At 62.5% G+C, this 23,718-nt stretch carries 24 protein-coding genes and 2 riboswitches; of the genes, 14 read left to right on the top strand and 10 right to left on the bottom strand.

Annotated features, from left to right (window positions below; all coding sequences use genetic code 11):
- Nucleotides 1-82: 82 nt before the first annotated feature.
- The 5 genes from mnmH to AAF659_RS06065 all read left to right on the top strand — a co-directional run bounded on the left by mnmH (nt 83) and on the right by AAF659_RS06065 (nt 4,380).
- Nucleotides 83-1,222, top strand: coding sequence for a tRNA 2-selenouridine(34) synthase MnmH (gene mnmH, locus AAF659_RS06085; protein ID WP_349750827.1), 1,140 nt, complete (start codon nt 83-85; stop codon nt 1,220-1,222).
- Entirely contained in the window at nt 1,223-2,059 is an 837-nt protein-coding gene (locus tag AAF659_RS06080) for a mechanosensitive ion channel family protein (protein ID WP_349750826.1), read from the top strand.
- 110 nt (nt 2,060-2,169) lie between these two features.
- Nucleotides 2,170-2,688, top strand: a complete 519-nt coding sequence (locus tag AAF659_RS06075) for an aminoacyl-tRNA deacylase (RefSeq protein ID WP_349750825.1) — start codon at nt 2,170-2,172, stop codon at nt 2,686-2,688.
- A 39-nt stretch (nt 2,689-2,727) separates the two neighbouring features.
- Nucleotides 2,728-4,008: an FAD-dependent oxidoreductase gene (locus AAF659_RS06070; protein ID WP_349750824.1), complete on the top strand. Its 1,281-nt coding sequence runs from the start codon at nt 2,728-2,730 to the stop codon at nt 4,006-4,008.
- A gap of 18 nt (nt 4,009-4,026) precedes the next feature.
- Nucleotides 4,027-4,380: a histidine triad nucleotide-binding protein gene (locus AAF659_RS06065; RefSeq protein WP_349750823.1), complete on the top strand. Its 354-nt coding sequence runs from the start codon at nt 4,027-4,029 to the stop codon at nt 4,378-4,380.
- A 16-nt stretch (nt 4,381-4,396) separates the two neighbouring features.
- Here the strand turns inward: AAF659_RS06065 and phoU are convergent, their stop codons facing one another.
- On the bottom strand, nt 4,397-5,152 hold the full coding sequence (phoU, locus tag AAF659_RS06060; RefSeq protein ID WP_349750822.1) for a phosphate signaling complex protein PhoU: 756 nt from the start codon (nt 5,150-5,152) through the stop codon (nt 4,397-4,399).
- 157 nt (nt 5,153-5,309) lie between these two features.
- Here phoU and AAF659_RS06055 point away from each other — a divergent pair, with 157 nt between their 5' ends.
- Nucleotides 5,310-5,717 carry an acyl-CoA thioesterase gene (locus AAF659_RS06055; RefSeq protein ID WP_349750821.1) on the top strand — a complete coding sequence of 136 codons (408 nt, stop codon included), beginning with the start codon at nt 5,310-5,312 and terminating at the stop codon, nt 5,715-5,717.
- Nucleotides 5,718-5,731: 14 nt separating this feature from the next.
- Nucleotides 5,732-7,081, top strand: coding sequence for a precorrin-3B synthase (cobG, locus tag AAF659_RS06050; RefSeq protein ID WP_349750820.1), 1,350 nt, complete (start codon nt 5,732-5,734; stop codon nt 7,079-7,081).
- Here the strand turns inward: cobG and cobM are convergent.
- Both cobM and cbiE read right to left on the bottom strand, forming a co-directional pair.
- Nucleotides 7,057-7,812, bottom strand: coding sequence for a precorrin-4 C(11)-methyltransferase (cobM, locus tag AAF659_RS06045; protein ID WP_349750819.1), 756 nt, complete (start codon nt 7,810-7,812; stop codon nt 7,057-7,059). The genes cobG and cobM overlap by 25 nt on opposite strands.
- Nucleotides 7,809-9,077: a precorrin-6y C5,15-methyltransferase (decarboxylating) subunit CbiE gene (cbiE, locus tag AAF659_RS06040; RefSeq protein WP_349750818.1), complete on the bottom strand. Its 1,269-nt coding sequence runs from the start codon at nt 9,075-9,077 to the stop codon at nt 7,809-7,811. The genes cobM and cbiE overlap by 4 nt, the downstream gene beginning before the upstream one ends.
- A gap of 46 nt (nt 9,078-9,123) precedes the next feature.
- On the opposite strand from cbiE, the gene AAF659_RS06035 reads away from it, so the two are divergent.
- Nucleotides 9,124-9,918, top strand: a complete 795-nt coding sequence (locus tag AAF659_RS06035) for a cobalt-precorrin-6A reductase (protein ID WP_349750817.1) — start codon at nt 9,124-9,126, stop codon at nt 9,916-9,918.
- Nucleotides 9,919-10,077: 159 nt separating this feature from the next.
- Here the strand turns inward: AAF659_RS06035 and cobJ are convergent, their stop codons facing one another.
- From cobJ to AAF659_RS06005, 6 genes are all read right to left on the bottom strand, one after another.
- Complete coding sequence (cobJ, locus tag AAF659_RS06030; protein ID WP_349750816.1) at nt 10,078-10,824, bottom strand: precorrin-3B C(17)-methyltransferase; 747 nt, start codon at nt 10,822-10,824, stop codon at nt 10,078-10,080.
- Nucleotides 10,821-11,582, bottom strand: a complete 762-nt coding sequence (locus tag AAF659_RS06025) for a precorrin-2 C(20)-methyltransferase (RefSeq protein WP_349750815.1) — start codon at nt 11,580-11,582, stop codon at nt 10,821-10,823. The genes cobJ and AAF659_RS06025 overlap by 4 nt, the downstream gene beginning before the upstream one ends.
- 4 nt (nt 11,583-11,586) lie before the next feature.
- Nucleotides 11,587-12,219, bottom strand: coding sequence for a precorrin-8X methylmutase (locus AAF659_RS06020; RefSeq protein ID WP_349750814.1), 633 nt, complete (start codon nt 12,217-12,219; stop codon nt 11,587-11,589).
- Nucleotides 12,220-12,319: 100 nt separating this feature from the next.
- Nucleotides 12,320-13,093, bottom strand: a complete 774-nt coding sequence (locus tag AAF659_RS06015) for an ABC transporter permease (protein ID WP_349750813.1) — start codon at nt 13,091-13,093, stop codon at nt 12,320-12,322.
- The gene (locus tag AAF659_RS06010; RefSeq protein ID WP_349750812.1) at nt 13,090-13,860 is read right to left on the bottom strand and encodes an ABC transporter ATP-binding protein; all 771 of its coding nucleotides are present in this window, start codon (nt 13,858-13,860) and stop codon (nt 13,090-13,092) included. Before AAF659_RS06010 ends, AAF659_RS06015 begins: the two co-directional genes overlap by 4 nt.
- Nucleotides 13,857-15,035 (bottom strand): cobalt-precorrin-5B (C(1))-methyltransferase, encoded by a 1,179-nt coding sequence (locus tag AAF659_RS06005; protein ID WP_349750811.1) that lies wholly within the window; start codon nt 15,033-15,035, stop codon nt 13,857-13,859. The genes AAF659_RS06010 and AAF659_RS06005 overlap by 4 nt, the downstream gene beginning before the upstream one ends.
- A riboswitch (cobalamin riboswitch) is annotated at nt 15,000-15,208 on the bottom strand. (Overlaps the previous gene by 36 nt.)
- Before the next feature lie 79 nt (nt 15,209-15,287).
- A riboswitch (cobalamin riboswitch) is annotated at nt 15,288-15,502 on the top strand.
- Nucleotides 15,503-15,641: 139 nt separating this feature from the next.
- Here AAF659_RS06005 and AAF659_RS06000 point away from each other — a divergent pair.
- The 5 genes from AAF659_RS06000 to AAF659_RS05980 all read left to right on the top strand — a co-directional run bounded on the left by AAF659_RS06000 (nt 15,642) and on the right by AAF659_RS05980 (nt 22,150).
- Complete coding sequence (locus AAF659_RS06000; protein WP_349750810.1) at nt 15,642-17,588, top strand: TonB-dependent receptor plug domain-containing protein; 1,947 nt, start codon at nt 15,642-15,644, stop codon at nt 17,586-17,588.
- On the top strand, nt 17,588-19,075 hold the full coding sequence (locus AAF659_RS05995; protein WP_349750809.1) for a PepSY domain-containing protein: 1,488 nt from the start codon (nt 17,588-17,590) through the stop codon (nt 19,073-19,075). Before AAF659_RS06000 ends, AAF659_RS05995 begins: the two co-directional genes overlap by 1 nt.
- A gap of 110 nt (nt 19,076-19,185) precedes the next feature.
- Nucleotides 19,186-19,971, top strand: coding sequence for a MerR family transcriptional regulator (locus AAF659_RS05990; protein WP_349750808.1), 786 nt, complete (start codon nt 19,186-19,188; stop codon nt 19,969-19,971).
- A gap of 152 nt (nt 19,972-20,123) precedes the next feature.
- Nucleotides 20,124-21,068 carry a metal-dependent hydrolase gene (locus AAF659_RS05985; protein ID WP_349750807.1) on the top strand — a complete coding sequence of 315 codons (945 nt, stop codon included), beginning with the start codon at nt 20,124-20,126 and terminating at the stop codon, nt 21,066-21,068.
- A gap of 161 nt (nt 21,069-21,229) precedes the next feature.
- Nucleotides 21,230-22,150, top strand: coding sequence for a metal-dependent hydrolase (locus tag AAF659_RS05980; protein WP_349750806.1), 921 nt, complete (start codon nt 21,230-21,232; stop codon nt 22,148-22,150).
- Nucleotides 22,151-22,173: 23 nt separating this feature from the next.
- On the opposite strand, the gene AAF659_RS05975 is transcribed toward AAF659_RS05980, so the two are convergent.
- Nucleotides 22,174-22,902 (bottom strand): sulfite exporter TauE/SafE family protein, encoded by a 729-nt coding sequence (locus tag AAF659_RS05975; protein ID WP_349750805.1) that lies wholly within the window; start codon nt 22,900-22,902, stop codon nt 22,174-22,176.
- Nucleotides 22,903-23,083: 181 nt separating this feature from the next.
- Here AAF659_RS05975 and AAF659_RS05970 point away from each other — a divergent pair, with 181 nt between their 5' ends.
- Nucleotides 23,084-23,698, top strand: a complete 615-nt coding sequence (locus tag AAF659_RS05970) for a Yip1 family protein (RefSeq protein WP_349750804.1) — start codon at nt 23,084-23,086, stop codon at nt 23,696-23,698.
- Nucleotides 23,699-23,718: the final 20 nt, after the last annotated feature.

The raw sequence follows: 23,718 nt of genomic DNA, 5'->3' as shown, positions 1-23,718 counted from the left end.
ATACTAGCGGGCGCACCGGGTAGCGTAAAGCGCGGGGCGCTGGGTTAAACTGTAGCTTCATTGCACCAACGGGATCATCACCGTGGCCTCCGAACTGGCGCTGACTAACGACTATGCTGACCTTCTGCGCAACGGGCACCCACTACTGGACGTGCGCGCACCTATGGAATTCGCAGAGGGTACCCTGCCCACGGCTCACAACCTGCCTCTGATGACGGACCGCGAACGCGAACAGGTGGGTATCCGCTACAAGGAAGCCGGCCAACGCGCTGCCATTGAGCTCGGCCATGAGTTGGTCGGAGGCCAGGTGCGCGAAGCTCGGATCGCCCAGTGGGTGGATTTTGTGAACCGACATCCGCAAGCGCGACTTTACTGTTCCAGGGGCGGACTGCGTTCCCGGATCGTTCAGCAGTGGCTGAAGGAGACCGGTGTAACCATTCCCCGGGTCGCAGGCGGTTACAAATCACTGCGACGCTTTGTTCTGGATGAGCTGATCGGACACCGCATCCCGGAGCTGCCACTGATGGTGGTTGCCGGTCGCACCGGCACCGGCAAGACACGCCTGCTCCACCAGCTTCCCAACCCTGTGGACCTGGAAGGGCTGGCCGCTCACCGAGGCTCCAGTTTCGGACGCACGCTGACACCGCAGCCTACCCAGGCCAGCTTCGAAAACGTGGTGGCCACAGCCCTTTACCAGGCCCATGCTCGGGGCGTCCCCGTTCATGTGGAGGATGAAGGGCGACTGATCGGCCGGCGGGTACTGCCCCTGCCTTTACAGCAACGTCTGGCCGAATCGCCACGCATCGTGCTTGAACAGCCCAATGAGACGCGGGTTGAAAACATCCTCGAGGACTACGTTATTGATATGAGCCAGGCTTTCATGGCGCGCGACGGAACCGAGGCTGGCTATGAGGCTTTCCGCAGCTTTCTTCTGGACGCGCTCGGCCGTATCCGCAAACGTCTTGGCGGATTACGCCATCAGCAGCTTGAGGCCGTGATGCAGGAGGCTCTCACGCGGCAGTGGCATTCCGGGGAGCTGGATCGCCACCGTGACTGGATCCGGACGCTGCTGACCGACTACTACGACCCGATGTACGATTACCAGCTCAGTCAGCGCGATAGCCGAGTCCTGATCCAAGGCGGGTTCGATGAACTGATTGAATGGGCTTCGGAAACCAGCCTGCAGCCCCCTACAGCACAAAAACCCAGAAGGAGCGCCTGAATGACAAGCATTATCCCTGACGCGGAGCGTCTAGCACAGCTGACCGATATGGCTGCTGCCATGGCCATGAACTACCTGCCGCAGCTGCTGCTCGCTGTTGTCACCCTGGTCGTGGGCTTGTGGCTGATCAATCGGTTTGTCACCGCCATTGACAAAAAACTGACCGCCAGGGATCCGACCCTTGGGCGCTTCGTAACAGGGTTGGTCTCCATCCTGCTCAAGGCCATCCTGCTGATTTCCGTCGCCTCCATGATCGGTATCGCAACGACCTCCTTCATCGCTGTGCTGGGTGCCGCTGGTCTGGCGGTCGGGCTCGCTCTGCAGGGCAGCCTCTCCAACTTCGCGGGCGGCATCCTCATCCTCGTTTTCAAGCCGTTCAAAGTGGGTGACATCATTGAAGCCCAGGGATATCTGGGCACCGTTAACGAAATACAGATCCTGTACACGCTGATGGACACTTTCGATAACCGCCAGGTTGTCATCCCGAACTCATCGCTCTCCAATGACTGCCTCACCAACTACAGCGCCTATGCGCACCGCCGTTTAGATATCAGTATTGGCATCAGCTATGGCGATGATATCCAGAAGGCACGCGAGCTCACCCAGCAAACCCTGGCTACAGACGAGCGCATCCTCCAGGATCCGGAACCGATGATCGTGGTGGGCGACCTTGGTGAAAGCTCCGTGGACCTCAAAGTGCGCTTCTGGGCCCACGGTGATGTGCTCTGGTTCTGCTACTGGGACATGCTCGAGAAGATCAAGGTGGCCTTCGACCACAACGGCATCACTATTCCCTATCCGCAACGGGGCATACACCACTACCAGCCATCAGAGTGACTGTACAAAATGTAACCTTTTTTGCGGGGATACCTCCGGCGAGCCTGGTCTAGCCTGACAAAAGAATCTGCGGATTCTTGGGTCACAGCCCTGTGCCAGGAGGAGTTGCCATGCCCGTACAGACCCTGATCGGATACCTGAAAGCTCGTGGCGCCGAGTTTCGGTGCCTGAGCCATCCCCCGGGATTCACCGCCCATTCACTTGCCCATCACTGCAACGTGCCCGACGACCAGGTGGCCAAAACAGTCATCATCGAACTCGACGGTCGGATGGCGATGATGGTGATGCCCGCCAGCTTCCGGATCCGCTGGGATCGGATAATGGACGTGCTCAATACAGACTTCGTGGAGTTGGCGGACGAGGAGGATTTCACGGATCGCTTCCCGGACTGCGAGGTTGGCGCCATGCCGCCTTTCGGTAATCTGTTCGGAATGGCCACCTACGGCAGTGAAACCCTGGCCGAGCAGCCGGAAATCACCTTTGCCGCGGGCAGCCACACCGAGGCCATGCAGATCCGCACCCGGGATTATCTGGACCTGGTACAGCCGGTCATCATCGACCAGGGTTTTATCCGCCCCGGCACCCGTCGGCCCGCCTGGTTGAGCGGCAGGGCCCGCAAGGCCGGCTGAGCCCTGTCCCAACCGTTCACTCTGGCGTAAACTGCGCCTATGAGTGAACGTGAGCATGACATCGCCGTAATCGGTGCCGGCATGGTCGGCGCTGCCCTGGCACTGGCCTGTGCGGCCAGTGGTTGGCGCGTGGTCGTCATCGAGCCCAGTGCTCCGGAAGAGCCGACCCCGGAGAGCGACCCCGACCTGCGCGTCTCCGCCCTGAGCGCCGGCAGTGAAGCCTTGCTGCGCCAGCTGGGCGTCTGGCCCGCAATGGAGGCAATGCGCATGGCGCCCTTCGGCCGTCTGGCGGTCTGGGAGGCTCCCACAGGGCCACTGGCTAGCGTTCCCGGCGGCCGCCTCGTGGCTAACCAGGCGCGGACCGAATTCAACGCAGAGGCTCTCGGACGCAGCCACCTGGGTCACATTGTGGAAAACCGCGTGACCCGCTGGGCCCTTTGGCAGCGGATGGGCGACCATGACCGCATCACTCGGCTCTACCCGGCGACGCTGAAGACCCTGGAGCACACCAATGACGGTGTCACGCTCACTCTGGACACTGGCAACACCGTTCCCGTCACCCTGGTTGTGGGCGCTGACGGTGCCAACTCCGCAACAAGGCGGATGGCCGGGATCGGAACCAGCCGCAACCAGTACCGGCAACAGGCCATGGTCATCAACATCCGCCATGCGCCACCAGCCGAAACCATCACCTGGCAGATGTTCACCCCACAGGGGCCAAAGGCCTACCTGCCTCTACCGGAAGCGAACGGCAGTGGCTGGGGATCACTCGTCTGGTACGACCAGCCAGAAACCCTGGATGAACTCACGGCCATGGACGAATCACAGCTTCTGGCAGCGATCCGCAGAAACTTTCCACTGACGTTGCCGGACCCGGAGGCGGCTCCAGCGCGGGGACGCTTCCCCATAGCGCGCGAGCACGCGCACCAGTATGCACGGGGACGTGTGGTTCTTGTGGGGGATGCCGCCCATACAATCAACCCGCTGGCCGGGCAGGGCGTCAATCTTGGCTTCCGGGATGCAGCCGCACTGGCACGCTGCCTGGGCACGGCATCTTCGCGGAACGACCCCGGTGACGCGCGGATACTAACCGCCTACGAAACCGAACGCCGGCCGCACAACCGCCTGATGATGGATGCCATGGACCTGTTCTATCATCTGTTCAGCAACGCAAACCCGCCGCTTCACCTGGCGCGCACCCTGGGGCTCGGACTCGCCGGGCGCATCCCTTTCGCGCACGAGAGGGTTACACGCTATGCCATGGGGATTGACGAACACCTCCCCGCGCCCATTGAATCACTGATCAAACGACTCGCCTGACGACCAAACGAGGAATCCATGTCCGAAACCATCTTCAGCCGCATCATCAACCGTGAAATTCCAGCGGACATCGTGCACGAGGATGAGCAGTGCCTGGCCTTCCGGGATATCAACCCGCAGGCACCGGTACACATCCTGATCATCCCGAAAAAAGCGATTGCTACTGTCAACGACCTCACAGAAGACGATGAGAAAACTGTCGGTCACCTTTACGTCGTGGCAGCCCGGATCGCCAAGCAGGAAGGCATCGCCGAGGACGGATTCCGTACGGCCATGAACTGCAATGAGCACGGTGGCCAGTCCGTCTACCACATCCACCTGCATCTGCTCGGCGGCAAGGCAATGGGCTGGCCGCCCTTCCCTAACGGCTAAAGCCTGACGGGAGCTTTCAGCTCCCGCTGCTGGCATCGTCGCTGCTGGCCTCGAGCTCGCGTTCCGTCTCGGACAGAGGCCGGTGGCGAACATCCATCCCCCGGACCAGGTAGATAACCTGCTCCGAAAGGTTGTCCGCATGGTCACCAACTCGCTCCAACGCACGCAGAGTCCACATCTGATTGAGACAGCGCCCTATGCCTCGCGGGTCTTCCATCATGTGTGTGACCAGCGCCCGTGCTGAACTCTTGTATTCCTCATCCACGGACTCGTCTTCACGCATTACCTCGAGCGCGCTCTCGGCATCAAACCGCGCAAACGCATCCAAGGCGTCGCGGACCATAGCACGGACGTGCCCGCTGATGTTGCGCACTTCCACGAAGCGGCGCTGGGGCATGGCGTCGTCCATTTCATCCGCCATATCAATCGCCATCCGCGCGATCTTCTTGGCCTCATCGCCGATGCGTTCCAGATCAGCCACCATCTTCACCACTGACATAACCAATCTCAGATCACTTGCAGCGGGTTGGCGCAGCGCGATCACCTGGATGGCTTCCTCATCAAGGCGCCGCTCCATATCATCCACTTCCCGATCCCGGTCGCGCACTGCCTGGGCTTGTTCCGCGTCGTTGCCGACCAGCGCCTCCACAGCCTCACCGATCTGCTTCTCTACCAGTCCACCCATCTCCAGCAGCTGGTTCTTGAGTTCACTCAGCTCCTCATTGAACCGCTGGGAGATATGGCGGGAATAATTCTCTCGATCACTTATCATTGTTGCGCCTCTGGCCATGTCTCTCCCAAAGGATAAGACAGATATGTACAGATTGCAGAATATCAGGCTGCATCCAGAGCACCATCGCAAATACCACTGATGTGACTATACTGAGCCGCACAGCACGTATTCTGAGTGAAGCATCGGACAGACACCAATGAAAACACAACCAGAAAAACCGCAACCTCGGGGTGAACTGACTCTGCAGCTGGTCACCATGGCCTCCGATACCAACAACAATGGCGACATCTATGCGGGATGGCTGGTCAACAAGATGGATCTGGCCAGCGCCACTGCTGCCGGTCGCCTGGCCAGGGGCCGGACCGCCACCGTGGCCATGGAGGGTATGGAGTTCCTATCCCCGGTGCGCCTTGGCGCCGAGGTGGCTTTTTACACCCATCTCCAGGATATCGGCCGCAGTTCCATGAAGATCCGGGTGGAAGTCTGGACCCGGGATCAGACCGAACAGCATGCCCGCAAGGTTACCGAGGCGCAGTTTGTCAGCGTGGCAATCGATGAACACGGCCGCATCCGCGAGGTGCCCCAGCCCCAACAGAAACTTTAGACGAGACCAGTTTCATGACGACCCCGGATGACTACCGCCGTGGCGCCTGCCCTTCTGCCGGTAATCCGATGGCCAGTGGCGATGGCCTGCTATCACGGATCCGGCTGGTGGATGGCCGTCTCACGCCAGCAGCCCTGAGACAGGTAGCCGGGCTGGCGGAGCAGTACGGAAACGGCCTGATCGAGATTACCGGGCGCGGCAACCTGCAGCTTCGTGGGCTCTCTGAAAACGCTGAAGCCATGCTGACGTCGTCACTGGTGGCAAGCGGGCTGGCAACAGAAACACCCGCCGCAGAGGCTGCCCGCAACATCCAGTGCAGCGCCGCCGCCGACCTCGATCCGGATGCCCTGATCGATCCCGCGCCCGAAGCCCGAACGCTGGACGAACGCATCATCAATGACGAACGCCTCTGGACTCTGCCCGCCAAGTTCCGATTTGTGCTCAATGGCGGGGGATTGACACACCTGGCGCAGGCCGATGGCGACATCCGCGCCGACGCGGTCTCAACGCCAGACGGCATCCGCTACCGCATTGGACTGGGTGGCACGGCATCGACAGCAGCCATCCTGGGTAACTGCACATCCTCACGGGTGGTGGATGTGCTGGTGGATCTGGCGCTGATGTTTCTCAAAGAGCGCCAGCGAGTGATCACGCCCGCGCGGCGCATGCAGCAACTGATCAACGTAGCCGGCAAGGCTCCCTTCGCAGGGGGGTGTGAACTGGCACGCCCCGGAGGGATGTCGTTGGATGCCCCGCCAACTCTGGACCCCGGACCCACGCCAGCCGGTACGGTTCTGGGCATCGCTCTCGGATGCCTGAGTACCAGCGCTGCCCGGCAGATCGCTGAACGGCTGGAGATGTCTAATGAAACAGTGAGAATAACGCCCCAGCGTCGTCTGATCCTCAGCCACACGACAGCCTCAACGGCCAGTCTTCCGCAATCACCGGAGCTGATCCAGACTCCGGAGGATCCACGGCTTTCCGCCATTGCCTGCCCGGGTACGCCCGGGTGCGCCTCAGGGACCACCGCCACACGCCAGGATGCCATGAGGTGGGCAGAGCAGGTGCCGGAACTGTTCGACGGCAACACACCTGTCCATATCTCAGGCTGCCCCAAGGGCTGTGCCCATCCCGGAAAAGCGCCTGTGGTACTGGTTGCCCGCAACGGGCGCTATGACATTGTGCTCAGCGACCGGGCTCTGCCCGATCACGAACATCACCGGATAGCGCAAGATCTGCTGCCCGGAGAAGTACCAGAGGCACTGCGCGCCCTGGTCAGCACCGCAAAGCAACAAAGCCCTGACGACGAGCCCCTGACGCAAGCCCTGGAGCGCCTGGCTCAGGCGTCCCGGAACAGTCTCTGATGCGCGGGGTCATAGAGCGCGCTGTTGCAAAAGCCCGTTTCCCCCAGCGCGGGCCCTATCAGGATGATCGCTGAACGTTTCTCCGGGATGCGTTCCAGATCCTCTGCCAGCCGACCCAGTGGCGCCCGCAGCACCTGCTCATCAGGCCGGCTGGCGCGAAAGACCACCGCTGCTGGACAGGTCTCTCCGTAAAAGGGGGTCAGCCGTTCCACTACCGAAGCCAATGTGTGCAGCGAGAGGTGGATCGCCAGAGTAGTGCCGGTTGCCGCGTAGGCCTCCAGGGTTTCTCCTTCCGGCATGGACGAGGCCCGTCCTTGGGTCCGCGTGAGCACCAGGCTCTGGGCGACACCGGGCATGGTCAGCTCCTGGCCCAGCACGGCCGCCGCCGCTGAAAAGGCAGGAACGCCGGGCGTAAGCTCATAGGGAATTGCCAGCTCGCGCAGCCGCCGGAGCTGTTCCGCTACCGCCGAGTAGATGGCCAGATCCCCGGAATGAAGGCGCGCCACGTCCAGGCCCCGTTCATACGCGTTCCGGAATTCATCAATGATGTCATCCAGCGCCATGGAGGCCGTATTGACCAACCGCGCCTCCTCCGGCGCATGCGCGAGCACCTCGTCCGGAATGATCGATCCCGCGTAGAGACAGACCGGGCAGGCGGCGATGCGATCCCTTGCCCGAAGCGTGATCAGGTCCGGCGCCCCTGGGCCGGCGCCGATGAAATGTACCGTCATGGCGTTCCATCCTGTGCTTGTGGTGGTTTGGTTGTAGCCCAGATAGTGATCGGCCGATCCGCCTTCCAGCCGTTGAACCGGCCCAGAGGTTGGGTTCGGTCTACTGAGAGGCGGGTCAGCTGTCCGCCGTATTGACCCTGGGCCGCCAGCAACGCTGCTTCCCCCTCAGTGGTCACCGCTGTTGCCACACAGCGGCCACCCGCGGGCAAGGCGGACCAGGCGCTGTTAATCACGCCGTCACCGCTCGCGCCTCCGCCAATGAATACCGCATCCGGACGTGACAGCATCGGCATTGCCTGGATCGAATCGCCTGCAACAGCCTCCAGATGAGCCACGCCGTGGCGACGGCCATTGTCGCGTATATTGGTCACCCGCTCCGGTCGGCGCTCCACCGCAGTAGCCCGATTGGCCGGATCCGCCAGCAGCCATTCCACCGCCACGGCACCGGAACCGGCGCCCAGATCCCAGAGGTGCTCGCCACCACGCGGCGCCAGTTGCGCCATGACAACAGCGCGGACCTCGGGCTGCGAGATCTGACCATCGTGGCTGAACGCCTCCCCCGGGCGCCCCGGCACACGTGCCATCGGCCTTTCCGGATCATCGACCTGACATTCAATGGCCAGGGTGTTCAGACGGGCCACGGGTTGCGCCAGACCCTCTCCCGCCGTGGTCTCAGTAAACCGTTCCTCCGGGCCACCCAACGCCTCCAGCACCATCACGCGACTGGCCCCGTAACCACCCGCTGCCAACAGCTCGCATACGGTCTCCGGGCTCTGTTCATCATTGCTCAGCACCAGCAGGCGCCGACCAGGCACCAGAGCCGACCGTAACCGGTCCGGATCACGGGCTACCAGCGAGTGACAGTTTACCGACTGCAGCGCCCATCCCAAGCGCGCCGCCGCTAGCGAGAAAGCAGACGAACCCGGATGACAATCCATCACCGTTGGCGAAAAAGTGCGTGCAAGCGTTGCTCCCGCTCCAAACCAGAACGGATCGCCGCTGACCAGGACACAGACCCGCCGGCCCTGCCACTGGCGGATGCGCTCAACCCCCTGGCTGAACGGTGATGGCCAGGCCTCGCGCTGCTGGTCCGCCACATCCGGCAGGTGATCCAAGTGGCGCTGCCCGCCAATCACGAATTCAGCCCCGATCACTGCTGCCCTCGCCCCGTCACCCAACGCCGTCCAGCCGTCTTCGGACAGTCCCACAACGCTCAACCAGCGGTCGGTCTCCGGTTCTACACAAGACGTGTTCTGTGCGCTCACTGTATAATCCTACACCTGATCCATTTTCCGACTCTGGCAACTGCCCATGGCCTTTCGCATCCTGATCCTCGGCGGCACCCGCGACGCCATGACACTGGCGGAACAGCTCCTGGACAAGCCCGAGCTGGACCCCACCTACTCACTCGCGGGCCGCACCCGTCGCCCCCTGCCACCGGCACTGCCGACCCGCAGGGGCGGCTTCGGCGGCATCGAGGGCCTCAAACAGTGGCTCATGGAGCACGACATCGCCGCCGTGGTGGACGCCACCCACCCCTTCGCCGCCGAGATGTCCCACAACGCCGCCATCGCCTGCCAGGAACTCGACCTGCCCCTGGGCCGACTCGAACGCGAACCCTGGGAACCCCAGTCCGGCGACGACTGGCACCCGGTCGCCGACCTCCATGAAGCGGCCAGCAAAGCCACCGAACTGACCGCCCCCGGGGACGCCCTCTGGCTCACGACCGGCCGAACCAGTCTCCCAGCCTTCGAAGGCATCGCCGACCGCCACCTGCTCGTGCGCTGCGTCGACGCCCCGGACCCGCAACCGGCATTCGACCAATGGACCCTGATCGAAGACCGCGGCCCCTACCACCTCGAGGACGAACGCCGCCTCATCAGCGACCACAACGTCGCGGCCCTCATCACCAAGAACTCCGGCGGCCAGGCCGCGCACCCTAAACTCGACGGCGCCCGAGAGGCCGGCATCCCGGTCATCATCATCGACCGGCCGCCTCTCCCGCCGGCCACCCACTCCTTCCAGTCTCCAGAAGAAATTACACAATGGCTGGAACAGGCACTAAGAGTTATCGAGGCGTATCAGACGGGGTCCGGAGAGCTCTGAACGGGAAGCTCTGGAGCCAGGGGTTGGCCCGATTAAGGGGCAACCCAGGACCGGCGCGCGAAGCAGGAATGCGCAGCGCGACGGGCGGAAGAGCAGCCTACAGGGACGTACTCGTGGCGATTCCCGTTCAGAGCTCCCCGGAGCCCGTCCTGCAAGGCGCTACAAATAATCCCGGGGACTGTAAACAAACCAACGATCCCCATGACGCACATACCGCCCCCGGGAATTCCCAACCAGAACTACCGTCCGCATATCCACCTCGGTCGGATCCGCCTCCGCCAGCGTTGTCATCCGCACCCACTCATCCGGCCGCCCGATCGCAGCCGCGAACACCACCGGCGTCTCCCCCGGCTGCTCCGCCCGCAGCAGCGACAGCGCCTCGCCCAGCTGCCAGGTCCGGCTCGAGGAACGCGGGTTGTAGAAGGCCATGGCGAAATCCGCCCGCGCCGCCAGCTGCAGCCGGTTCGCGATCACTGACCAGGGCTTGAGATTGTCCGACAGCGAGATGGCACAGAAGTCATGGCCCAGCGGCGCCCCCACCCGGGCAGCCGCCGCCTGCAGCGCTGACACCCCGGGATGGACCTCAAACTCAACATCCTCCCACTCCGGGCGTGCCTGATGATCCAGCACCTCGCACAGGGCCGCCGCCATGGCAAAGATTCCCGGATCACCGCCCGAAACCACCGCAACATGGCGCCCCTGCGCCGCCAGATCGAGCGCCTCAGCGGCGCGTTCCAGTTCCTCGCGGTTGTCCGAGGGATGGCAGCGATGGCGCTGCGAGGCCAGCCGGTCCAGATAGGGCCCGTACCCCACCAGATCCGTCGCTTGCTCAATCAGATCCCGGGTCTCAGGCGTTACCCAATCCGGGCCCGCCGGGCCCACGCCAATCACATCCAGCCGATTCATGCCCGCACTCCGGGTCCCGGGATCAGCACCATGGAGAAGTACGGCGCCTTGCCATCCGGCGCCTCTACCAGCGGCATGACCCGCTCCTCCGGCATGCTCGCCTTTTCCACGTACCAGGCGCGCTCTTCAAGCCCCAGATCCTTCACGATGTGACGAAGCAACGGCAGGTTGGTGCCAACTTTCATGATCACCGTAGCCCGTTGCGGATCGATGCCAGCCCGTAGATCATTTTCATCCATCGTTCCGGGAATCACCCGCAGCTGGTCATCGCGCATCATCAGCGGGTGCGGTAGCAGGGCGCCACCAGCCATCATGGCACCAACACCCGGGACAACAGAGCTCTCGAAGCGATCTTTGAGCCGCAGATAGATGTGCATGAAAGAGCCGTAAAAGAACGCATCCCCTTCATTAAGGACCGCCACGGAGCGCCCCGCCCTGAGCTCCCGGGCAACCGCCTCAGCGGCCTCCTCGAAAAAGGTCTCGATCTGCTGACGGTAGGCCTGGCTGCCGTGCGGAATCTCGTTGGTAACGGGATAGACCAGCGGCAGCTCCTGGTGACCTTCCGTAATGTGGGCGTCACAGGACGTACGTGCACGGCCTGCGCCACTACGCTTGCAGAAGTAGGCCACGACCGGGCATTCAGAGAGCAACCGGGCGGCCTTGAGGGTAATCAGTTCCGGATCGCCCGGGCCAGTGCTGATGCCGTAAAGATGACCGTAACCATCGCCAACTGTCGGTGTTGCCAATACATCATTCATTGTGTCATTCCGTTTCACTGGCCAGGGCGTTCACGGCAGCGGCAGCCATGGCGCTTCCGCCACGCCGGCCATGAACGGTTAGAAAAGACAGGTCCGTAGTCGCCGCCAGCGCTTCTTTGCTCTCGGCGGCACCAATGAACCCGACCGGAAAACCGAGGATGGCAGCAGGGCGAGGCGCCCCATTGGCCAACCGGTTCAGTAGATGGAACAGAACCGTGGGCGCATTGCCAATCGCCACAACACTGCCCTCAAGATGCTCATCCCAGAAGTCCACGGCGGCCGCACTGCGCGTGTTGCCAATGGCGACTGCATGATCGGGAACGCGTTCGTCCCGCAGGGTGCAGATGACGGCGTTGTCCGCAGGCAAACGCTTGCGGGTGACGCCATGGGCAACCATTTCGCTGTCGCAGAGTATGGGGTTACCTGCCTGAAGCGCTGCCTTTGCCGCGCCAGCGGCGTCCGCGGAAAACGCCAGGTCCTCGATCAGGTCCACCATACCGCAAGCGTGGATCAGGCGGACCGCGGTTTTTTCGAGATCTGCCGGCACCGCTGCAAGATCCGCTTCATTGCGGATGGTCGCGAAGGACGCGCGGTAGATGGCGGCGCCGTCCTTTTCATACTCATGGAGTTCGTCCATTACATCGTCTCTCTATGTGCAATCCTCATGCCCTGTTCGGGCAGCGATACCCGAATGCTCAGGCAACAAACCAACATTCCTGTGTCCACGTTTAGCTGACTCATGGCTTGATCCGTACACCTCTTGCCACCAGCCACCAAGCCAGCAACCCGGTAATCCCTGTCACCACCGGCAGCACCAGAAACGTCCACCCGCCCCCGATCGTTCCCTCATCAAGCAGGCTGTAACGGAAACCGTCCACGATGTAGACCATGGGGTTGGCCAGGGAGACGGTGTCCCAGGGGGCCGGGAGGCGGTCGATGGGGTAGAAGACGCCGCCCAGGTAGATCAGCGGCGTCAGCAGGAAGGTGGCGATGACAGAGGTGTCATCAAAGCTGCGGGCAAAAATACCGTTGAGCAGGCCCGCGAAGGAGAACAGCAGGGCGCTCAGCACCGCCACCAGCAGGCCGATGCCGGGGTGCTGGAGTTCGAGCTGGGTCATGGGCAGGGCCACCAGCAGTACCAGTGCTCCGGCCATGAGCCCGCGCAGAACGCCGGCGGTGGCGAAACCGGCGACGATCAGCCAGGCGGGCATGGGGGCGACCAGCATTTCCTCGATGTGGCGCTGGAGCCGGGCGCCGAAGAACGCCAGGGTGGTGTTGTTGTAGGCGTTGGTAACCACGGCGAACAGCACCAGACCCGGCATGATGTAGTCGGCGTAGTCAGCACCGCCCACCTGCCCGAGATCGCGCCCAACGAAATGCCCGAAGATGATCATGAACAGCGTGGCGGTGACCACCGAGGGCAACAGGTTCTGGACCCAGGAGCGCAGGAAGCGGCGGACCTGCTTGATGACCAGGCCCTGGTAGGCGTTCCAGAGGATGGTGGCATTCATTGATTGCCCTCCGCGTCCGGGTCGCCTTTTTCCAGAAGGCGCAGGAAGCGGGCTTCCAGGCCCTGGTCACCGGTGCCGCTGCCGGCGTCGGCGCCAAAGAGGCGCTCCGGTGTGTTATTGGCGATCAGACGTCCTTCACGGAGCACAGCGACGCTCTGGCAGAGATCACGCATTTCCTCGAGGTAATGGCTGCTCATCACAATGGTAGTGCCGGCGGCATTGAGTTCCTGCAGCAGCGACCAGGTGTCGCGGCGAGCTTCCACGTCCAGCCCAGCCGTGGGCTCGTCGAGAATCAACAGCTCCGGCTCGTGCACCAGAGCACGGGCCATCATCAACCGGCGCTTCATACCACCGGAGAGGCCCCAGGGTTTGCGCTCGGCGCGTTCCAGCAGGCCCACGCGCTCGAGGACCACCCGGGTACGTTCCCGGGCGCGGCGGCGCGGCAGGCCGTAGTACATGGCCTGGGTAGCGATGATCTCGTTGATGGGCTCAAAACTGTTGAAGTTCACTTCCTGGGGCACCAGCCCCACCCGACGGCGGGCAGCGACAGGGTCGCGCTCCGGGTCATGACCAAAGAGCCGTACCGAACCGGTTTCGACCCGAACCAGGCCGGTCATCAAGCCGATCAGCGTGCTCTTGCCCGCGCCATTAGGCCCCAGAAGCCCCTGGAAGGTGCCACCGGAAACGCTAAGGTCCACGCCGTCGAGCGCTGACTGACCACCTTTGTAGGTTTTGCGCAATCCCTCGAGTTCAATGGCCGCGATCATCCCGCCTCCTCGGCGAAGCCGACAAGTTCACTCCGGCGGCTTACAGCGCAGACACTCAGATGATGATCACCAGGCAGATAATCACGCGCGCGCGCCAGACTCACACCCGCGATGCGGTCGCCCAGGGGAATCCCCGAGTTCTGACAGGCTTCCAGGGCTTCGATGCTGGTGTTGGCGTTGCGGATCCATTCAGCCAGCTCCTGGCCGGCACCAACCGCCACCGCCTCATCAGCGATGAAGTCAAAATCAATCGCACAGCGACGGCTATGAGTGTCCGGCTCACCGGCGGCGAACTTGCTCAGTTTGCCGAAGCCGCTCGCCAGCGTTACCTGGCGCAGTGGATGCTTTTTCAGGTACTTGAGCAGAGCCCCGAACATGTCCCCCATCTCCACAATGGCACCATCCTCCAGACCGAAGTGTGAGCGGGCAAAGGATTCACTGGTACCACCGGTACAGCCGGCGATATGAGTCAGGCCGTTAGCCCGGGCCACATCCACAGACTGGTGAATGGAGGCGATGAAGGCGGAACAGGAGAAGGGTCTTACCACGCCGGTGGTGCCAAGAACGGAGAGCCCACCCTGGATGCCAAGCTTCCCGTTCATGGTATTCCGGGCGATGGCCTCGCCGTCGTCGATGCCCACGGTCACGCTGAAGCCCCCCGCGAACCCCGTTTCAGCGGCGAGGTCTTGCAGGTGCTCGGTAATTAATTGCCGTGGCACCGGGTTAATGGCCGGCTCACCTCTAGGCACGGGCAGTCCGGAGCGGGTCACGGTTCCAACGCCCTCGCCAGCCCGGAATTGCACCCCGGTTTCGCCCATCAATTCCACACAGACCCAAAGCCGGGCTCCATGGGTGGCGTCCGGATCATCCCCGGCATCCTTGATAACGCCTGCCTTGGCGCTGGTGCCAGCTACGGTCAAATCCTCGATGGTCATAGCCGGTTCCTGGCCCCGGGGCAGGCGGATACGCACGCACCGGTCTTCGCTGCCAATCAGGAGCGCACGAGCCGCCGCTACCGAAGCAGCCGTAGCACAAGCTCCCGTGGAGAGCCCCTGACGAAGGGGACCGTTGTTTTCCGGGGTTTCGGAACGCATGATGCTCAAACCCTGAGCGCTCAACCGCTGTGCCGCCCGCACTGCGCGATACTGTTCCCCTGGGCCGGTCTCCGGACTCATGCTGGAACCAGTCTGGTTCGGGCGGATCGCCTTCCCATGATGACATCATCACAGTGGCGGGGATGATCCGCGCGCAGCATTCACCGTTGCGGGGGCAGTCCCGGAATCACACCGGGTTCCCGTTTCAGCCGCCATTTGAACAAATGCCGGCCACCCAGAGACGAGAGAGGTGTGAATGCTAGAGGATTGGGGCACCCTGGTCAAACCGCCACCAACTCATCCGCGGTTTTTGACTTCCGTCACACGATGCCCTAGCCTCCCCAGCGCTTCGGTCAGCGCTCCATCACGAGCGCAAGGGAACCCGGTGAGAGTCCGGGACTGACGCGCAGCGGTATTGGGGAACAAGGATCACAGGGGGTTACCCCCGGGCACTGTCCAAACCGGATGGGAAGCCGTGATCCAAGGCCAGCGCCAATCATTGGCGCCCGCCCCTGAGTCCGAAGACCTGCCGAAGCCCGACCCATGGCACAGATGGGCCGGAAGCCGAGCCTTCGCGACTAAGGTGTTCGGGCCACCAACGGGGCGGTATTACAACCGCTGCTCCGCCTGTCGGCCTGCCCGCGTGAGGGCTCCATCACTAATGGACTCAGTGTATGGAGACCTTAAATGAAACAATCAGGCGTAGTACTCGCTCTTTTATCCCTGCTTCTGCCCTCAATGACTGCGATCGCGGCTGATCACCACATGACGCTGGACGAGCTGGTGGTCCCGGGATCGGCCCTGGAGGAAACCCTCCCCTCGGAGTTATCCGACTACGGCGCTGAACTGGAAGTGATCGACAGTGAAGAACTCGACAGGACCGGTGTCAGCGACATTGGCCAGGCTCTTCGCGGTAACGTGCCAGGGCTCTATCTGGACCCCAAGACCGGCCGGGGCGACTACGTGGACGTCCACCTCCAGGGCTCGCGCGGCCAGGACGTGCTCTGGCTGGTGGATGGGGTGCGCATCAACAACCGGCTCTTCGGCAGCACCTCGCCACTGGACTCCATCAGCACCCATATGGTCGAGCGCATCGAGATCCTGAAAGGTGGCCAGGGCCTGTTCTACGGCACCCAGGCAGTGGCCGGGGTCGTGAACATTGTCCTGCGTAAGCCCGAAAAGGACTCCGGGGGCAACATCACCGGCGCGCTCGGATCACTAGGCGACCGCCGCCTTGCCGGCCATGTCAGCAATCGCAACGAGTACGGGCGGTGGCTGGTATTTGGCGAACACGACCATTCGGACGGCTACCGCCCCTACCGGGACAGTGAGCTGCTTGAAAGCGCCCGGCGTCAGAAGCGTGGCTTCACCCGCAGCTCCTACGGCGGCCGCTACCTTCTGGATGCGGGCGAGGGTAAGTCGTTAAAAGCCCTCGTGGTCCGCAACGATGTGGAAGCCGATTTTGCCCGGGGCAACAGCAACTTCAAGGCCGTTAACGACCGCGATGAGAACATTGTTTCCCTGAAATGGGATCATCAGGTCAACGAACGCAACGGCTACTTCATCAAAGCCTACTGGCACGACTGGTGGACCGATTACACCCGCCTGGGCATGGACAGGGACGGCACCGTCAACCTCATTAACGACCGGGCCGAATGGGGGTTCGATGACTATGGCGTCAATCTGACCGGTCGCCACACCACGGATGGCGGCTCCCAGCTTCTGGGCGGCGTGGATTACCAGCGCTATCAAGGCGAGGACTATTCGCTGCGCATTGACGGCAAGACCGAAGCCGTTACGGCGGGCTTTGTTCAGTATCGGCCCCACCTGAGTTTCTCGCCCAGTACCCACCTGGCCCTGGGCGCCCGCTACAACCACTCCAACTTCGCCGATGACCACAGCATCTGGAACATCAGCCTGAAGCAGCCGCTCCCCAAAGACCTCCACCTGAAAGCCAGCGTGGGCACCAACTTCCGGCTGCCCTCGGCCTTTGAGATGTTCGTGATTGACGAGGACTTCCCGGCCGGGAATGAAAATCTGGAACCGGAGGAGAGCATCAACAGCAATGTGTCGCTGACCGGTCACATCGGTAACCCTGTGACATGGCAACTGGGTGGCTTCTACCGCGAGATCGACAACCTCATCAAGGTTGCCGATGGCCAGTACGCCAACAGCAACCAGACGGTCCGGGTCCACGGCGCTGAGGCCGCGCTCAGCCTGGGCGATGACCGCGGCTGGCAGCTGGATCTGGACGCCACCTGGGCCGATGCGCGGGAAGGTGGCAGCGATGAGCAGATCGCTGATATCCCCGAATGGCACGCCAACGCCACGCTCAGCTGGCAGGGCGACAATCAGGGCTGGGAGCTCAACGCCCGCCACACCGGCGACGCGGCCACAAGCACGGCGGACATTGGCAGGCAGTCCTACGGCGACTACACCCTGTTGAGCGCCAGTGCCTGGCGTGAGTTCGGGGTCGATGGCGCCAACCGGGTCACCCTGCGCCTGGAGAACCTGAGGGATCAGCAGTACGCCAACGGCGTCGCTCAGGTGACGCCCCCGGATGGCGAGCCGTACCGTCAGGACACTCTGGGCCCGCCCCGCAACGTTCAGCTTGAGTACAGCCGGAGCTTCTGATGGCAGGCTGGCTCAAAAAACGGACCCTGCGCTGGCTCATCCCGGTTCACCGCTACCTCGGGCTCGCGATGAGCCTGATCCTGCTGCTGTGGTTCGCCTCGGGCATCGTCATGATGTTCGAGGGCTACCCACGGACCCCGGCCAGTGATCGCATGGCGTGGCTCGCCCCAATGGACCCTGGCCAGCTCGCGGCAACGCCCACCAGGGCGTTGGCCGCGCTGAATCTGGAAGAACCCGCGGCCCTGCGGATCAACCAGCCCGGCGAGCGCCCCCGGATCCATGCCATGAACGCCCAAGGGCAATGGCGCAGCGCCTTCGCCGACACCGGCCAACCCGCGCCACCACTGAACCGGCAACAAGCCCGTAAGCGGGCGCGTGAACTCAGTGGCGCCGCCGTGGCCTCGGTCACGCGGCTGGATGGGCCGGATCAGTGGACGGTGAACAGCCACGTCCGCGCCCCGGCGCCACTCTGGCGCGTGGCACTGGCGGATGACGCCGGAACCCATCTGTACCTCTCACGCCCTACCGGCGAAGTCATCCACAGCACCACCTTCCATGAGCGGGTCTGGGGCTACGCCGGCCCGGTTATCCACTGGATCTACCCGACCCAGCTGCGCCAGCTCAGCGGCGTCTGGCGCCAGGTCGTGCTCTGGGTTTCCGGCATCGGGACCCTGGCCACCCTCAGTGGCCTCATACTGGGGCTCATGCTGATGCGCTGGAATAAGCGCCGGGGCGGCGTCAGTCCCCTCCAGGGCCTGTTCCGGTGGCACCATTACCTGGGTCTGGCCTTTGGCACACTGGCGGCAACCTGGGTGTTCAGCGGGCTGCTGTCGATGACCCCCTTCTATTGGACCTCGGCGGACCGGGACCCGGCACTGGGGCAGCGCCTGGGCCACAGCAGCCCGGCAACCCATGAGCAGGCCAGTGCCCCAGCACAGGTTGGCGGACTTGCAGGCGCTACACCCCGCGAGCTGCAACTGCACCGGTTCAATGGTCAACGCTACTACCGCACCATGGACGCCAGCGGGGCCGAACAGTTGTACCCCGCCTCGCAGGCCGCCGCTCCCGTGGGAGAGGACGGCAACCTGCCGGCAAACCGGGTCAGGGAGGCCGCCAAGGCCGGGGACAGTGAATTAACCGCCTTCCGGAAGCAGAACGCGTACGACGCCTACTACTACGCAGGCCGGGCAGCCCGTATTGGCGGGGAACAACCCACCCTGCCGGTCTACCGCGCAACCTATGATGACGGCGCCCGTCTCTACATTGATCCAGCCACCGGCGGGGTGCTCCAGCACTCAACGCCGCTCACCCGGCTCAACCGCTGGCTCTACAATGGCCTGCACAGCCTGGATTTCCCGGTACTCAACCCTGGCAGCGTCGCCTGGTATGCTCTGGTCCTGGCGCTGTTGAGCGGTGGCACCCTGCTCTGTCTGAGCGCCACCTGGCTGTCCGTCCGCTATCTGTGGCGCCGCAAGCGCGGCCGCTGAACCCTTCGACTAACCACAGCGCCATCACACAATGGTGAGATGGCGCTATTCTTTCCCCGGCTTCCGCGCTAAAATGCCGTTTTCATTCATGAAACGGCCAGAGACCGCCCATGGCGCAGAGCGGTAATCAGGAATCCGGCGAGTTTTCCATCGACCAGCTGGCGCGCGCCAGCGGCATGACGGTGCGCAATATCCGGGTCTACCAGGAGCGCAGCCTCATACCGCCCCCGGAACGCCGTGGACGTAAGGGTATCTACAGCGAGACCCATCTTTCGCGGCTGCGCATCATCGGCCGATTACTGGAACGCGGCTACACGCTCAACAACATCGCCGAACTGATGGAAAGCTGGGAAAAGGGCAACGGCATCGAGCACATCCTTGGGCTTGAGAAGGCCGTGGTCAGCCCCTGGTCGGACGAACTGCCCGAATACCTCACGAAACGTGAACTGGTACAGCGCTTTGGCAGCATTTTTATGGGCCGTGCGCTCAAGCGCGCGCAAGAGCTGGAGCTCATCATTCCCGAGGGCCGGCGCTACCGCATTCCAAGTCCACGCATTCTGCACGCCGGCTCGGAACTGGCCAAGACCGGCATCCCGCTTGAAGATATGCTGGATGTGGTAGCCTACCTCCGCCATAACGTTGAGCAGGCAGCCGAGGAGATGGTCAAGCTGGTGGAGCGCCACATCTTCAGCCGCTACGGCCAGAATCTGCCGCCCCCTGGTGAGTCCGAAGAGCTCGCCCAGCTGATTTGGCGCCTTCGTCCGCTGGTGGAGATGGCTGTACTGCCGGAAGTAGCACGGGCTATGCAGAAAGCCGCGGATCGGCATCTGGGCGATCGGCTGGCTTACATTCTGGATCATCTCAACCTCCCCGAATCCCAGAATCACACGGAATAACCTTGTATCGCCCACCCACGTGATTGACTGATATGACGTCCAATTGCGTCATCTCAGACTTGCTGCACCCCCGAATACTGTTACATTGAGCATTGTGACTTTCATCAATGTAATACTGATGGAGGCTGACAATCATCAAGGGGAGGGCCGCCATGACAGCCGCAACCGCAGCCAAAGAACACGCAACCGACGAGAACATCCAGGGCCCGGGCGACGACGGTATGGTAATGCCAGAGCGCCGGGACCTGCATTTCCTGCCGCCAAAGGAGCGCATCCACGACTGGCATGCCCAGGGGGCGCACATGACGCAGTTCATGAATGCCCTCTCCCTGTTCTTCCCGGCCGGCGAGCGGCTTTTCATCGACGCCCTGCGCTCCTACCGTGACCAGATCCCGGATCCGGACCTGAAGAAGGCCGCCACCGCTTTCATCGGCCAGGAAGCCATGCACAGCCGCGAACACATCGAGTACAACAAACTGATGCAGGAGGAAGGGCTTCCGGCGGATAAGCTGGACGCTTTCGTGTGGTCTCTGCTGGACTTCCTCAAGGATCGCACCCCCAAGAGTATGCCGCTCAACGCCACCATTGCCCTGGAGCACTTCACCGCACTCATGGGCGGCTTCCTGCTGGATCATCCCGAGGTTATGCAGGGATCCCAGGACGACTATCTCCGGATGTGGCAGTGGCACGCCATGGAGGAAGTCGAGCACAAGGCGGTGTGCTTTGATGTCTGGGAAAAGTGCATTGGGCGGGGGCCCACCGCCTACCTCAAGCGCGCCTTCGGCATGAGCGCCGCCACCGCCATATTCTGGCCATTGGTCGTGGGCTTCTATTTACAGATGGTGAATAACAGCGACGCCTGCCAGAAGGAAGGCTGGCGCGGCCACCTGACCGTGCTCAACACCCTGCTTGGCAAGCCGGGTGTACTGCGCCGCCAGATTCCCGAGTGGCTGGTGTACTTCAAATACAGTTTCCATCCCTGGCAGCAGAACAACAGCCACCACATCGCGCACCTGAACGAACTGGCCGAAGAAGCCGAAGAAGCCTATCAGAAGGCGATGACCGGGGAAGGTCACAATCACCACACCCATCACTGATCTTCGGGACGACAAAAGTTCTCCAACCCCTTGGCCCGGTTCACCCGGGCCTTTTTCCACCCGCTCGCCAGTCTGACGCTTACCCGCGTCACCTCAGTCTTGCCCCATTACAACGCCGGGTTACGGTGAGTGTAAGACCCAGCGAACAGGGAGGACGTGCCATGGCCACATCCACCGCCACCAACGATCAGCACACATCGGATGCCGGGCAGGACAACATGGTTATTCCCGAGCGCCGGGATCTGCACTTCCTGCCACCGAAAGAACGCATCCACGACTGGCATGCCATGGGCCCACACCTGAGCCAGTTCATGAACACCCTGTCGCTGTTCTTCCCGGCCGGGGAGCGGCTGTTCATCGATGCGGTGCGCGCCTACCGGGATGAGATCCCAGACCCGGACCTGCGCAAGGCGGCCTCTGCCTTCATCGCCCAGGAGGCCTACCACAGCCGCGAGCACGCCGAATACAACCAGCTCATGGAAGACGCCGGGCTGCCCGCAGGGCGCCTCGACCAGCATGTGCGCCAGATGCTCGACTGGTTCAAGAAGCACGGCAGCCGCCAGGACCTGCTGTGCGAGACCATTGCGCTGGAACACTTCACGGCACTGATGGGCGGCTTCCTGCTGGACCACCCGGAAATCCTGGAGGGCTCGCAGGAGGATTACCGGCGCATGTGGGAGTGGCATGCCATGGAAGAGGTCGAGCACAAATCCGTCTGCTACGACGTTTGGGAGAAATGCGTGGGGCGCGGTCCGCAGGCCTATGCGCACCGGGTGGTGGGCATGCTGCGCGCCACCACTCTCTTCTGGGCCAACGTTACCCGCTTCTACTTGCAGATGAGTGCCACCAGCGAGGCCTGCCAGCGCGAGGGCTGGCGCGGCCACCTTACGGTGCTCAACACCCTGTTCGGCCGCCCCGGCCTGCTGCGCCGCCAGATCCCGTTATGGCTGGAATACTTCAAATACAGCTTCCACCCCTGGCAGCAGGACAACAGCCGCCATCTGCAGGGGCTGGACGAGCTGGCCGAGGAGGCGGAAAAGGCCTACCAGCAGGCGGTTGCGGGCCACACCACTCCCCGCTGAAGCAGAAGGACCGGGCCTGAACGCTACATCAACAGGCCCCGAACCAACGCGATCGCCCCGCCAAGCGCGGCTACCCCCAGAATCAACCCGCGCAGACGCTCGCCATCAATACGCCCCACAAGACGAGCTGACAGCAGGAAGCCAGCAATAACACCGGGAAAGGTAACAAGGAAAAGAAGCCATTCACGCGCACCCAGATAGCCGGAAAATGCCAACGCGCTCAGACTCAGAAGACTGGCGAAAAGAAAAAATGCAGACATGTTGGCACGCACCAGTGGGCCGCGCTCGTTCTGATAGATCATGGCAATAGGCGGTCCCCCAACTGCCGTGATGGTGCCCATAAAGGTGGACGCCATGCCTGCCAGAACGCTGCTGCGCCCGCTCAGACGCGGACGCCAGCCCGCCACGCTCAGCCCCACGGCAACCAGGATAAGAACCCCGAAAATCAGCTCAAACCCACGCGGTGACACCGCCATGAGCGTGACCGCCGCCAGACAGGTTCCAACCACACCGCCCCCGATGGCGATCCGCACCTCGCGTACTCTTACAGCTGTGCGGTTGCGCACGAGCATCATGATAGTAAGCAGAGTGGCATTGAGTGTCAGCGGTCCCGGCACCAGGACCGGGCTGATGAGAAACAGCAACGGCGCGGATAGGGTGCCAACACCATAACCCACCACACCCTGAAGACAGGCGCCGGCAAGCACGACAAGATTGGCAAGCAGGATCTGGTACAGTGCCAACTCCACCATTATCCGGAACTCCTCTGAGGTGGGCGTGCAGTCTACCAGACCCTGCTTTCAACAGCTGTCTTGATATAACGCAATGCAGCAGCGGACTGCTTCCCGCACTGTCACTCTGGTGTATTACACTGTCAGCTGTTTTGGGCCGTGCTGGCTCTGCTTCACCAAAAACAAAACAGGGAACTGCATCATGATCCTTAATCACGCGATAGGCATGCTCTTCCGCCCTGAAACGGAATGGGCCGCCATCAAACAGGAAAAACCCACGCCAATGGCGGTCTACGGCCTCTACATCCTGCTTTTAGCTGCCATAGGGCCGGTCTGTGCCTACATCGGCACTGTCGAAACCGGCTGGAACATCGGTGACCGCGTCATCATGCTGACCCCGGACAGCGCCATGCAGCTGTCGGTGCTGACCTACCTGGCCATTATTGCAGGCAGCTTTGCCCTGGGTTATGGCATCAACTGGATGGCCACCACCTTTGGCGCGGCGGAGCGGGATAACGGCAACAACGCTCTGGCGCTCGTGGCCTATTCCCTGACGCCCATGTACATTGCCGGACTGACCCTGCTCTACCCGGATCCCTGGGGCAATGCGATGATCCTGCTGGCAGCCGCCTGTTACGGCGCTTGGCTGATGTGGAAGGGCGTTCCCGTGGTAATGGGGATGAGCAAAGAACAATCCATGGTCTACTGCGGCGGGATCCTGACCCTCGCACTTGTGCTGCTGGTCAGCACACTTGCCACCACTGGCCTGTTGTGGAATTTCGGTTTTGGTCCCACATTCATTGAGGCAAGCCTGTAATACCTCCGAAAAGGAGATGC

Origin of the sequence: Salicola sp. Rm-C-2C1-2, assembly GCF_040196175.1 — a bacterium.
GTDB lineage: Bacteria > Pseudomonadota > Gammaproteobacteria > Pseudomonadales > Oleiphilaceae > Halospina.
Note: the sequence above shows the minus strand (reverse complement) of the source record. Positions and strands in the feature narration are given on the sequence as shown.